Source organism: Corallococcus sp. AB030 (assembly GCF_003668965.1).
Lineage (GTDB): Bacteria > Myxococcota > Myxococcia > Myxococcales > Myxococcaceae > Corallococcus > Corallococcus exiguus.
In genome coordinates this window covers 1-11,811 of the sequence record NZ_RAWQ01000262.1, presented here as the reverse complement: position 1 = coordinate 11,811, position 11,811 = coordinate 1, and the positions used below count along the sequence as shown (strand labels likewise).

Sequence of the window (11,811 nt, the reverse complement as noted above, 5' to 3'; positions counted from 1 at the left end):
CCACCCGCCCGCCAGCCTCTCCCTCCAGGCCCGGGACATCACGCGCGCCACGCGGGTGGTGCTCGCCATCGGCCCGGACGGAGGCTGGGTGCCCTTCGAGACCCAGCTGCTGGAAGCCCACGGATTCCTGCCCTTCTCGCTGGGCCCCCGCATCCTGCGCGTGGAGACGGCGGTGCCGGTGCTGCTGGGTCAGGTGACGCTGCTCAAGGCGCCGGCGCCGTAGCCGCGGGGGCCGCGGCCTTCGGGGGATGGTCCTTCTCCCAGGCCTCCAGCGGCAGCGGCTTGATGGTCTTGAGCACGGACACGTCCACCTTCGCAGCGGGCTTCTCGGTGCCCGTGCCGTCGACGACGGTGAAGTTCAGGCGGTTGATTTCATGCCCGCCCTCCGTCTCCACCACGACGCGCCAGTCGCCCGGCTTGAGCGGGATGCCCGGCTTCGCGTAGTAGCGGAAGCCGCCCTCCGAACCGTTGCTGCTCACCGGGGCACGATAGCCCTTGCCCAACGCCGTCCAGCCCTTCTCCGGGTGGTCATGGAACCAGCGCACGACCACGTAGTAACTCTCGAAGCCCTTGGGCGCGAAGATGCGGAAGAAGTACACGGGCTGCTCGCCGTTGCGCACCGTGAACTCCTGGTCGCCGTGGTGGAACGCCGTCCAGACCTTCCACCAGGGCTGCTCCTCCGACGTCAGGCGATACACGCCCGAGGTGCCATAGACATTCGGGGGGACCTTCTCCACCGCGTGGTAGATGCCGCTGTACTGCACCGCCAGGGGCACAGGCGGAATCACTCCCAGGAAGTAGCACCCGAGCAGTAGCGCCTGCGCGCCAAAACCGGGCACCGCCACCGTGCGCAGCAGCACCTTCTCATCCGGGCGCCACCGCTTGAGCACGCGAAGCAGTCCGTAGACGCTCCCGCACCCCAGCACGACGGACAGCGTGAAGATCCACCACCCCACCCGTCCAAAGAGCACCGGCAGCAGCGACGCGAAGTACAGCGTCACGCACAGGCTGAAGACGGCCACGCGGATGACGGGGCCCAATTGCCGGAAGCGCGGCAGCTCGTTGGCCACCAGCAACCCGAACATGCCCGCCATGAACAGGAGCGGCGTGAAGCCCGACGAGCTCTTGAACAGGAACAGCGTGAACGCGCTCAGCAGGCTGCCCATCAAGAAGTGCAGCGCGTCCTCGCGGAAGCGCCATACCTTGACCAGCAGCTTCGGCGGCTCCACGCCTTCCGGGTAGCGCTGCTCCAGCACCAGCAGGCCCGCGAGGATGGCCAGGTAGACGAAGTTCTGCACCTCCGTGAGCGCGTCGTCGACGGGGCTCAGCGTGAGGACGTCGTAGAGGAAGCCCGCGAAGAAGAAGAGGGCCATCTCCTGCTTCTCGTACTTCGCGCGGAGGGCCTGCACGCGGTCCACCAGCGTGGGCGTCTTCTCCGTGCTGACGAGGTCGTCCGGATCCGCGACCGCGGCGCCGGGCGTGGCGACCGCGACGTTCGCGCCAGGAGGAAGGGGGCCCCCCTCGACCGGCACGCCGGGCACTTCGGTGGACGCGTCCTGCGGCTTCGACTCAGGCGGTGTGACGGTGAGCACGGCGGCTTTCAACCCCTCTTGGCGACCGCCGCCCAGTCTACGCGGGGGACGGGGCCCGGGTCTTCCCCCCGGCCCCGCTCCCGCTCAAACGCCTACTTGCCGCCGGCGGCGACCAGGTCCTGCAGCTCGCCGCGCTCGGCCAGCTCCGTCAGGATGTCCGACCCACCCACGAACTTCCCGTGGATGTAGACCTGCGGAATGGTGGGCCAGCTGGAGTAGTCCTTGATGCCCTGGCGCACGGCAGGGTCCGCCAGCACGTCCACCGTGTGCACCGGGCCCAGCGGCTGGAGCAGTTGGAGGGCGCGCGCGGAGAAGCCGCACTGGGGGAACAGGGCATTGCCCTTCATGAAGAGGACGATGGGGTGTGACTTCACCGTCTCGTCGAACTGGGCCTTGAGGGTCGGATCCATGAATCGTTGCTCCTTCTTCAGCGGGGCCCGAGCTTCTTCCACTGCTCGGGCGAATAGGTCTTGAGCGCCAGCGCGTGCAGCTCGCCTGACTTGAGCCACTGCTGTAGCGGCGCGTACACCAGCTGGTGCTGCTCCACCATCGTCTTGCCAGTAAAGGCGGGGGAGACGACGCGAGCTTCGAAGTGGTCTCCCGTCCCCGTGGTGTCGTTGAACTCCACCTCCGAGCCCGGAAGGGCGTCCAGGAGGTAACGGCGAAGCGCCTCGGCGTCGAGCATCAGTTCATCCCCTTTCCCATCACCAGCATGGCCGGGTCCACGCCCAGTCCGCGCAGGGTGGCATCCCACAACTTCGCCGGGTCCTGTCCCAGCACCGCGTCCGCGGTGGCGTCGGCGTACAGCCACGAGCCCGCGGCGATTTCATTCTCCAGCTGCTTGGGGCCCCAGCCCGCGTACCCCAGGCAGAAGCGCACGCGCGGATCCGTCCGCTGCAGCAGCGGCCCCAGCGCGTCCAGCGTGACGCTCAGGTAGAGGCCCGGCAGGACGGAGTGCTTCTCCGCGACGGTGTCGTCGTCATGCAGGACGAAGCCGCGTTGAGGCTCCACCGGGCCGCCCACGAACACCGGCTGCGACACGCGGTCCGTCGAGATGTCCATCGACTGACCGCGCGCCAGCTCACCCAGCGTCAGGGGCGCTCCCCGGTTCACGATGAGCCCCATGGAGCCCGTCTCTCCGTGTTCGATCATCAGGATGACCGACCGGTAGAAGTTCGGGTCTCCAAGCTGGGGCATGGCCAGCAGGAAGCCGGAGGCGAGGTTCTTCACGCCAGGGAGCATCGACCGTCCGGCGGGGGTGTGCAACCGGAACCCGCTCCCCTGCTGCGCTCAGTGCCAGCTCTGGTGCTTGGACTTCAGCGCCTTGGCCAGCTTCTCCGGATCCAACGGCTTGCCGATGAAGAGGTCCGCGCCCAGGCCCTTGCACTTGCGAGCGGTCGCCGCGTCGCTCATGGCACTCACGCCGATGAGCACGGCCTGAGGGAACTTCTCGCGCAGCTTGGACATGAGCGTGGTGCCGCTGCGGCCGGGCAGGAACACGTCCACGATGGCGGCGTCCATGCGCTTGTTGCGCACGGCGAACTCGGCCTCCTCCGCGCTGCCCACGGGCATGGCGTCGTAGCCCCAGGTGCTCACCAGCTCCACCAGGAGCTCGCGGTGCGCGGCGTCGTCCTCCACAACCAGCACCGAACCCCGGACGGTCTCCTTGCGCAGACCGTCGTCACGCGGACGCTCATCACGGGCAGGCGAGAGGGGGATTTCTTCCGTGGGGAGGGACATGGTGTTCACCTGAGGGCAAAGGGTTTCCGTCCGTGTGAAACCTTTGCCTCAATGTGCGGCATTCCTCACACTTCGCGACGGGTACCTCCCCCCAATGCCTGGGAAGCGAGCGAGGCGCCAAGCACCAGCAGGACGAGCAGTCCCCAGGCGGGAATCACCACGCGGCCGCCGCCCTCGTAGATGAGCGCGGCGTAGGAAGTGCCCAGGTAGCGGCCCAGGGACATGGGCTCCATGCGAGCGATGCCGAAGAAGCTCACCGTGGACTCGGTGAGGATGGCGCTCGGCAGGCGGCTCAAGAACACGGCCAGCACGAAGGGGCGCAGCAACGGCCACAGGTGCACGCGAAGGACGTGCACGCCACCACCGCCCAGGGCCCGCGCGGCGGCCACGTACTCCTGGCCCTCCAGCGTGGCCAGGCGGTCGCGGAACATGCGCGCGGGGCCGGCCCAGCCCACCAGGGCCAGGGACGTCACCATCAAGCCAAAGGGGCCCAGACCCCCGCCCATGCCCGCGTCCATGAGGGACTGGCCGGCGAGTTGGAGCACCATCACCACGAGGACATCCGGAAGGGCGAACACGGCGTCCACCGCACGCAGGAGCACCTGCTCCGTCACACCACCGGACAGCCGCGCGAGCGCCGCGACGGCCAGCCCCAGCACGGTGGACAGAGCGCCAGCCGCGAGCCCGATGGCCAAGGAGACCCACAGGCCACCGAAGGCCAGCTCGCACACGCTGCGGTCCGGGCGGTTCAGGTCCCAGCCAAGCGGACAGGTGTTCGCGAGTGCTTCGGGGAACAGGCGTCCGGCCACGAGGCTCAAGGCGCCCAGGCCCACGAGGAGGACCAGCCCCACCCAGGCGCGCAAGGGGATGCGGCTCAAGCGCGGGCCTCCCGGGCACGTGGATCCACGAGCATGCGCAAGAGCTCCACAGTGAGGCTCACGACGACGAGCACGGTGGCGAAGGTGGTGGTGGACACGACGACGACAGCGACCTGCTTGTTGAGGACGGCGAGGACGTAGAGCTGGCCGAAGTACGGCAGGCCAAAGACGCGCTCCGCGGCGAACGAACCCGCGAGCAGCGCGGTGGCGACAGGCGTCACGGCGTCCAGGAGCGCGGGCCACACATTGGGGAGGACATGGCGGCGCAGCACGGTGCCGGGGTCCAGACCCTTGCTGAGCGCGGTGCGCACGTAGTCACGGGACAGCTCGGTCTCCAGGGCATCACCGACGAGCGTGCCCAGGAAGGTCCCCGGCCAGATGGCGATGACGACCGCGGCGCAGAGCTCCGGCAGCAGGTGTCCGCGCTCCACCACGGCGGGGGCCAGGAGCAGCGCGGGGATGAAGACGGGAGTTCCGAACGCGATGGCGGGGAGCACGTCCCCGAGCACGGCGAAGCGTCCCCGCCGCCAACGGGTACGAAGGAGCGCGAAGCCCACCGCCCAGGCAAGCGCGAGAGGAAGCGCGACCAGGCCCACGCCCACGCTGCCAGAGAGTTTCTGGAGCAGCTCATCGCCGGTGATGCCCTGAGCGCTGGTGCCCAGACGCTCCCCGGAGAAGAGCTTCTCCCAAGGCCGCAGGAACCCAAGCGGCTCACCGATGCCCAGGTCGCGCTGATACGAAGCCGCCAGCTCCGGAGACACCTGACGCTTGTTGTCGCTCTCCGTGGTGAGCGGCAGCGCGGCCATGAGGAAGTAAGAGGCCACCGCCACCACCGGCACGAGCACGAGCTGGCGCACGAGGCGCGTCGCGACGAGGCGCATGCGCTACGGCCCCTGCCCTTCCGCGCGGGCCGAGGGCGTTTCATCCGGCCCCAGCCGCAGTGCACGCAGTGCGAGGAAGTTGAACGGATCCACGTCCAGGCCGTGCAGCCGCGCACGCGCCCGGAAATAACGGTCCGGGTGGTACAGCGGCGCGATGACGGCCTCCTCCCCCACCAGCACCTCCTGGGCCTTCGCGTACAGCGCGCGCGCGTGCACGGGGTCGGGGTCGCCGTCCGCCTCCTCCAGCAGCTGCTCGAAGCGGCGCATCGGCTCGCCGCCGCCCTGCGTCTCCCATCCCGTCTGGTGGTTGCCCTGCCGTTCGAACAGCGTGAAGAACGTGTTCGGGTGCGCGTAGTCCGCGCCCAGCCGCCGCAGGAAAAGGTCATACGCGCGCGGTCCCTGCGGCGTCCTGCGAGCCACCTCCGCGGAGAAGTCCGACCGCGAATCCACCACCACCTGCACGCCCACCTTCGCGAGCTGCGCCGCGATGCGCTCCGCCAGCGCCTCCTCCGGCACGAACGAATCCCCTGCCTTCACCACCAGCCGCAGCGGACGGTCCAACCCCTTCGCCCCAGCCAGCTCCGCCTTCGCCCGCTCCGGCTCGTAGCGCGGCAGCCGAGCCGCCTGCTCCGGCGTCGCCGCATCCGGCAGCTCCGGCGGCAGCAACACGTTCGTCGCGCGAGCGGCCGGCAGCAGCCCCGCGAGCAGCGCCTCCCGGTCCAACGCCCGCGCCAGCGCCCGGCGCACCTCCGGCCGGTCCAACGGCGGACGCTCCGTGTTGAAGCCCAGGAAGTACGTGGACAACAGCGGCTCCCGCTTCAGGTCCGCCGCCTTCATCCCGCGCAGCGCCGCCGCGCTGTCCACGAAGACGAAGTCCACCCGGCCCCGCTCATACAGCGCAGGACCGATCTCCGACTTCATCAGCGTCAGCACCGGCGCCGGCGCCTCCCCAGGCCCCATCGGCGGGATGAACGCACTGCGCGGGTTGTAGACCAGCCGCACACGCTCTCCCGCACGGTCCCACCGCTCGACTCGATAAGGCCCCACCGCCAGCGGTCGCCCATCCCGAGGCCGGTCGAAGTAGTCGCGCACCGCCTCGTCCGACTTGCCCTCCAGGTCGGCCGAAGGCGCGGGAAAGAACAGGTACACGTTCGCGAGCCGCGCCAGGAAGTAGCTCCGAGGCCGCTCCAGCGTCACCCGCAGCGTCCGCGCATCCACCGCCTCCACCCCGACCCGAGACAGCGCCGCCTTCACCTCCGCCGCCGGAGCCCCACGCTCCTGCAGCGCGAGCACCTCCTCCGCGCCCTGGAGGTCCGCCATCTCGCCGCGCTCGCGGCCCAGCAGCGCCCGGTGCCACCCGAAGACGAAGTCGCGCGCCGTGACGGGCGAACCGTCCGACCACGTCACGTCCTCGCGCAGATGGAACGTGTAGACCTCATGCCCGGCCGCAGCCGCTTCACGCTCCCACCGCTCCGCCAGGCCCGGCTGGACCGAGTGGTCCGCCCCCAAAGTGGTGAGCCCCTTCTGCGTGGCCAGCATCACCGGGTAGTTCACCCAGCTCTGCGGATCCGAATGGCTCCAGTCGAGCGTGGTGGGCATCGCCGGCACCACCACCTTCACGCCCGGCTCGGGCTGGAAGCCGCACGGCCCGCAGGCCGCGGCCATCACCAGCACCAGGGAGTAGGACAGGATTCGCGCGCGGGGAGCCACTCCCCGCGTTGTACCCGACCTGCTCGTAAAAAAGAGAGAAGCCAGGAGACCGGCGACTCCTGGTCGGCCGGCATCCTGGCTTCGTCACCACCCATCCCAGGCCCCCTCAAGGGGCCCGGGACTGAAGGCCTCAGGAGGCCGGCACGGAAGGCGTGGACACCGCATCCGGTACGGACAGCCCCATCTTCAGGTTGTCCCCGGCGCCCTTGCGGCCGAACTCCTCCGGCTTCTCCAGGAGCAGCGCCTCACGCAGCACGTCGTCCACGAACTCCACCGGGACGATGCGCAGCGCCTTGCGGATCTTCAGCGGGATGTCCTTCAGGTCCTTCTTGTTCGCCTTCGGAATCAGGACCGTCTTGATGCCCGCGCGGTGCGCCGCCAGCGTCTTCTCCTTCAGACCGCCGATGGGCAGCACGCGGCCACGCAGCGTGATTTCACCCGTCATCGCCACGTCCCTGCGGACCGGCACGCGCGTCAGCGCGCTCACCAGTGCAGTGGCCATGGTGACGCCCGCGGACGGACCGTCCTTGGGAATCGCGCCCTCCGGCAGGTGGACGTGGATGTCGTAGTTCTCGAACACCTTGCGGTCGATGCCGAAGCGCTCCGCGCGGCTGCGCACGTAGGACATGGCCGCCTGGGCGGACTCCTGCATCACCTCGCCCAGCTTGCCGGTGATGATGAGCTTGCCCTTGCCCGGCATGGACGTGGCTTCCGTGGTGAGGATCTCACCGCCCAGCTCCGTCCACGCGAGGCCCGTGACGATGCCCACCTGGTCCTCGCTCTCCGCCACGCCGTAGCGGAAGCGGGGCGTGCCCAGGAACTTCATCGCCTGCTTGCGGTCCACCTCGATGAGGTCCCGCTTGCCGTTCTTCAGCACGTCGCGGGCAATCTTCCGGAACACGCCGCCAATCTCACGCTCCAGCGAACGCACACCCGACTCGCGCGTGTACCGGTGCACGATGGTCTTCAGCGCGTCGTTGGTGATGTCGATCTTCAGGTCCGCGAGGCCGTTGGCCTCCTGCTCCTTCGGAATCAGGTAGCGCCGCGCGATGGAGAGCTTCTCCGGCTCGGTGTACCCCGCGATGCGGATGACTTCCATGCGGTCCTGCAGCGGACCGGGGATGTTGTGCATCGTGTTCGCGGTGCAGATGAACATCACCTTGGACAGGTCGTAGTCGAGGTCCAGGTAGTGGTCGTTGAAGTTGTGGTTCTGCTCCGGGTCCAGCACCTCCAGCAGCGCCGCGCTCGGGTCGCCACGGAAGTCCGTGGACATCTTGTCGATCTCGTCCAGGAGGAACACGGGGTTGTTGCTGCCCGCCTTCTTCAGGGACTGGATGAGCTTGCCCGGCATCGCGCCGATGTACGTGCGGCGGTGGCCGCGGATCTCCGCCTCGTCACGCACGCCACCCAGCGACAGGCGCACGAACTTGCGGCCCGTGGCCCGCGCGATGCTGCGCGCGAGCGACGTCTTGCCCACGCCCGGAGGCCCCACGAAGCACAGCACGGGGCCCTTCAGCTTCTTCACCAGCTGCTGCACGGCCAGGTACTCGAGGATGCGCTCCTTCGGCTTCTTCAAGCCGTAGTGGTCCTCGTTGAGCACCCGCTCCGCTTCGGTGACGTCCAGCCGGTCCTGGGTCTCGTCGTACCAGGGCAGGCTGATGATCCAGTCGATGTAGTTGCGGACGACCGTGGCCTCGGCGCTCATCGGGCTCATCATCCGGAGCTTCTTCAGCTCCTTCTTGACCTTGAGCGTGGCCTCCTTGCTCATCCGCTTGTTCTTCAGCTTCTCTTCAATCTCCTGGATCTCGTTCTTGAACTCGTCGCGCTCACCCAGTTCCTTCTGAATGGCCTGCATCTGCTCATTCAGGTAGTACTCCTTCTGGGTCTTCTCCATCTGCTTCTTGACGCGCGTGCGGATCTTCTTCTCCACCTGGAGAATCTCGATCTCGCCCTGCATCAGCTCGTAGAGCTTCTCCAGGCGCTTGGCCGGAGACTCCGTCTCGAGCAGCGCCTGCTTGTCGTTCAGCTTCAGCGACAGGTGCGCGACGATGGTGTCCGCCAGGCGCGCAGGGTCGTCAATGCTGGCGACCTGCATCAGCATCTCCGGCGGGATGCGCTTGTTGAGCTTCACGAAGGCTTCGAAGACGGAGTGGACGGAGCGAACCAGCGCCTCCAGCTCCACGCTCTTCTCCAGCGTCTCCTCGACCTCGTCCACCTCGACCATGAAGAAGGCGTCGTTCGGGTGGAACTTCTTCACCTTGGCGCGGCGCACGCCCTCCACCAGGACCTTCATCGTGCCGTCAGGCAGCGGAAGGAGCTGGATGAGGTGGCCGATGGTGCCGAAGTGGAAGATGTCGTCGGGCGAGGGGTCGTTCGTCTTGGCCTTCTTCTGGGCGGCCAGCAGGATGACCGCCTTGTCATCCGGCCCCTTGTGGGCCATCGCGTCCTTCAGCGCCGCGATGGACTTCTCCCGGCCGACGAACAGCGGAACGACCATGTGGGGGAACACGATGATGTCCCGAAGGGGCAAGAGCGGGATGGTGAGGCCCCGCTTCTGGGCTTCCTTCTTGTCGTCACGTCCGAAGAACATGTATCCGCCACCCGCTGGCCAGCCGTACAGGCAGGCCCTTCAAGAGTTGCCCACATGGCGCCCAAGCGCTCATGCAGGGTGAAACGCTGCTCTATAACACGCCGGTCGCAGGACCCGTTCCCCGCTCAAGATTGGGGGTCCGCACCCTGCCTTCAAGGGAACACCGAGAGGCAGGAGTGTGTCCTGCCCCGATTCTAGCGACTCTCGGCCGCCACCCCGGCATCCGACCGGGCGACGTCCAGGACCTGGAAGAGGAAGGCATACATGTCCACGCTGGACTCGATGGCCTTGGCCACCTGGTCCGCCCCGCCATGGCCTGCGTTCGCCTCGATGCGTAGCAACGTGGGCGCCGGATTGCCCTTCGCGTTCTGCACCGCCGCCACGAACTTGCGCGCGTGCATGGGGTCCACCCGGTCGTCGTGGTCCGAGCTCATCATCAGCAGGGGCGGGTAGCTCACGTCCTGGCGCACATGGTGGTAGGGCGAATAGGCGTACAGGGTCTTGAACTGCCCGGCGTCGTCCGCCGACCCGTACTCCGGCACCCAGGTCCGCCCGCTGCCGAACAGGTGGAAGCGCACCATGTCCAGGAGCGGCACCCCGCACACCACCGCGCCGTACAGCTCAGGGCGCTGCGTCATGGCCGCGCCCACCAGCAGGCCGCCGTTGCTGCCGCCGTAGATGGCCAGCTTCTTCGCCTGCGTGTACTTCTCCTTCGCCAGGTACTCGGCCGCGCCCGCGAAGTCGTCGAACACGTTCTGCTTGTGCGCGCCCTTGCCCGCCTCGTGCCACGCGGTGCCGTACTCACCGCCGCCGCGCAGGTTGGCCACCGCGTAGATGCCGCCCGCGTCCAGCCACGGCAGGATGCTCGCGCGGAAGCCCGGCTGCATGCTCACCAGGAAGCCGCCGTATCCGTACAGCAGCGTGGGCGCGGTGCCGTCCTTCTTCAGGCCCTTCTTGTAGACGAGGAACATGGGCACCTTCGTGCCGTCCTTCGACGGGTAGAAGACCTGCTCCGTGGTGTACGCGTCCGGGTCCATGGGCACTTCCACCTTCGCCCACAGGTCCACCTTCCCGCTCTTCATGGACGTCCGGTACACCTGACGGGGTGTGGTGAAGGAGCTGTAGGCGAAGTAGGCGTCGTCCTGGTCCTCCAGGCCCAGCAGGTTGCTGGCGGCGCCCACGCCCGGCAGCTGCACGGTGCGCACCGGCTTGCCCTCCAGCGTGGTGATGCGCAGCTCCGTCGTCACGTCCTTGAGGTACTCCAGCGCCAGGTGGCCGCCCACCAGCGACACGCTCTCCAGAGTGGCCTTGGGGTCCTCCGGCACCAGCTCCTTCCAGTTCGCGCGCTCGGACTTCTTCGGGTCCACGGCGAAGACGCGCTGGCGCGGGGCGCCCTCGTCGGTGACGACGTAGAAGCGGTCCTTCCAGGCGATGACGGTGTACTTGGCGCCCTTGCCCTTCACGAGCAGCCGCCAGTCCTTGTCCGCCGGGTGCTTCCAGTAGACGTCGTTCTCGCTCCAGCCGCGGAGGATGGACGCGAAGAGGTACTTGCCGTCACGCGACAGGTCGCCCTGGAGGAACGTCGTCGGGTCACCGGTGCGCTCGTGCACCACCACGTCGTTCTTCGGGTCCTGGCCCAGCTTGTGGAACTTGAGCGTGGTGTAGCCCGGGCGCGCGTCCACCGGGATGGAGGGGTCCGTGGGCAGCCACTCGTAGTAGAAGCCCTTGCCGTCCGGCGTCCAGTTGGTGTTGGCGTACTTCGCGCCCTCAATGACGTCCACCTTGGACCACTCACCGGTGTCCACGTCGATGACGTGCAGGGTGGCCTCGTCCGCGGCGTTGGGGCGCACCGGGAAGGCCACGCGCTTGCCATCCCACGACGGCACCCAGCGGCCCAGGGACACCGGGGCGTCCTTGCTCATGACGTTCGGGTCCAGCAGCACCTTCTCCTGTCCGGACTCGCCGTCCTTCCAGTAGACGATGGCCTTCTCCTTGTCCTTGTGGGTCCGCATGTAGAAGTAGCGGTTGCCCCGGCGGAAGGGCGCCGTCACCGAGTCCACGTAGAACAGCTCCGTGAAGCGCTTCGTCAGCGCGTCACGGCCCGGCATCTTCGCCAGCGCGTCGCGGGTGAAGCCGTCCTGCGACTTCATCCAGGCCTGCACCTCCGGGGCCTTCTCGTCCTCCAGCCAGCGGTACGGATCCGCCACCTGCTCGCCGTGCAGCGTGTCCACCACCGCGTCGGAACGGGTCGCCGGGTAGGCCATGCGGGAAGGGCCCTCCTGGGCCGGAGCGCTCTGCGTCGCAGGGGACGCGGCGGGGGCTTCATCACGCGTGGCTTCCTTCGAGGAAGTACAGGCCACGAGCGACAACAGGGCAGGCATGAGGAGCTTTCTCATGGGGGACAGCAGATACAAGAAGGC

The 11,811-nt window shown here is 68.1% G+C and carries 11 protein-coding genes; 1 reads left to right on the top strand and 10 read right to left on the bottom strand.

All coding sequences use genetic code 11. From position 1 onward, the window contains the following. Positions 1-223 (top strand): RsmE family RNA methyltransferase (locus D7Y15_RS38780; RefSeq protein WP_121755711.1); only part of this gene is annotated, 223 nt, incomplete at its 5' end. On the opposite strand, the gene D7Y15_RS38775 is transcribed toward D7Y15_RS38780, so the two are convergent. The 10 genes from D7Y15_RS38775 to D7Y15_RS38730 all read right to left on the bottom strand — a co-directional run bounded on the left by D7Y15_RS38775 (position 204) and on the right by D7Y15_RS38730 (position 11,655). Then, entirely contained in the window at positions 204-1,604 is a 1,401-nt protein-coding gene (locus D7Y15_RS38775; RefSeq protein ID WP_233605255.1) for a DUF2914 domain-containing protein, read from the bottom strand. The genes D7Y15_RS38780 and D7Y15_RS38775 overlap by 20 nt on opposite strands. Positions 1,605-1,684: 80 nt before the next feature. Beyond that, positions 1,685-2,002 (bottom strand): Grx4 family monothiol glutaredoxin, encoded by a 318-nt coding sequence (gene grxD / locus D7Y15_RS38770; RefSeq protein WP_120580734.1) that lies wholly within the window; start codon positions 2,000-2,002, stop codon positions 1,685-1,687. A 17-nt stretch (positions 2,003-2,019) separates the two neighbouring features. Beyond that, the gene (locus D7Y15_RS38765) at positions 2,020-2,277 is read right to left on the bottom strand and encodes a BolA family protein (protein ID WP_120580735.1); all 258 of its coding nucleotides are present in this window, start codon (positions 2,275-2,277) and stop codon (positions 2,020-2,022) included. Next, a complete protein-coding gene (locus tag D7Y15_RS38760) occupies positions 2,277-2,822 on the bottom strand; it encodes a YqgE/AlgH family protein (protein ID WP_120580740.1) in 546 nt (181 codons plus the stop codon). The genes D7Y15_RS38765 and D7Y15_RS38760 overlap by 1 nt, the downstream gene beginning before the upstream one ends. Before the next feature lie 60 nt (positions 2,823-2,882). Continuing rightward, positions 2,883-3,332, bottom strand: coding sequence for a response regulator (locus D7Y15_RS38755; RefSeq protein WP_014394875.1), 450 nt, complete (start codon positions 3,330-3,332; stop codon positions 2,883-2,885). A gap of 65 nt (positions 3,333-3,397) precedes the next feature. Then, a complete protein-coding gene (locus tag D7Y15_RS38750; RefSeq protein ID WP_120580736.1) occupies positions 3,398-4,210 on the bottom strand; it encodes an ABC transporter permease subunit in 813 nt (270 codons plus the stop codon). Beyond that, positions 4,207-5,091 carry an ABC transporter permease subunit gene (locus tag D7Y15_RS38745; protein ID WP_120580737.1) on the bottom strand — a complete coding sequence of 295 codons (885 nt, stop codon included), beginning with the start codon at positions 5,089-5,091 and terminating at the stop codon, positions 4,207-4,209. The genes D7Y15_RS38750 and D7Y15_RS38745 overlap by 4 nt, the downstream gene beginning before the upstream one ends. Before the next feature lie 3 nt (positions 5,092-5,094). Beyond that, positions 5,095-6,756, bottom strand: coding sequence for a peptide ABC transporter substrate-binding protein (locus tag D7Y15_RS38740; protein WP_120580741.1), 1,662 nt, complete (start codon positions 6,754-6,756; stop codon positions 5,095-5,097). 175 nt (positions 6,757-6,931) lie between these two features. Continuing rightward, the gene (lon, locus tag D7Y15_RS38735; protein WP_120580738.1) at positions 6,932-9,391 is read right to left on the bottom strand and encodes an endopeptidase La; all 2,460 of its coding nucleotides are present in this window, start codon (positions 9,389-9,391) and stop codon (positions 6,932-6,934) included. Between the two features lie 194 nt (positions 9,392-9,585). Further along, positions 9,586-11,655 carry a prolyl oligopeptidase family protein gene (locus D7Y15_RS38730; protein ID WP_121755712.1) on the bottom strand — a complete coding sequence of 690 codons (2,070 nt, stop codon included), beginning with the start codon at positions 11,653-11,655 and terminating at the stop codon, positions 9,586-9,588. Between the last annotated feature and the right edge of the window lie 156 nt (positions 11,656-11,811).

Coding starts and splice junctions, on each gene's coding strand:
- grxD (WP_120580734.1), bottom strand. CDS start 2,002: ATGGATCCGACCCTCAAGGCCCAGTTCGACGAGACGGTGAAGTCACAC.
- D7Y15_RS38765 (WP_120580735.1), bottom strand. CDS start 2,277: ATGCTCGACGCCGAGGCGCTTCGCCGTTACCTCCTGGACGCCCTTCCG.
- D7Y15_RS38755 (WP_014394875.1), bottom strand. CDS start 3,332: ATGTCCCTCCCCACGGAAGAAATCCCCCTCTCGCCTGCCCGTGATGAG.
- D7Y15_RS38745 (WP_120580737.1), bottom strand. CDS start 5,091: ATGCGCCTCGTCGCGACGCGCCTCGTGCGCCAGCTCGTGCTCGTGCCG.
- D7Y15_RS38740 (WP_120580741.1), bottom strand. CDS start 6,756: ATGGCCGCGGCCTGCGGGCCGTGCGGCTTCCAGCCCGAGCCGGGCGTG.
- lon (WP_120580738.1), bottom strand. CDS start 9,391: ATGTTCTTCGGACGTGACGACAAGAAGGAAGCCCAGAAGCGGGGCCTC.
- D7Y15_RS38730 (WP_121755712.1), bottom strand. CDS start 11,655: ATGGCCTACCCGGCGACCCGTTCCGACGCGGTGGTGGACACGCTGCAC.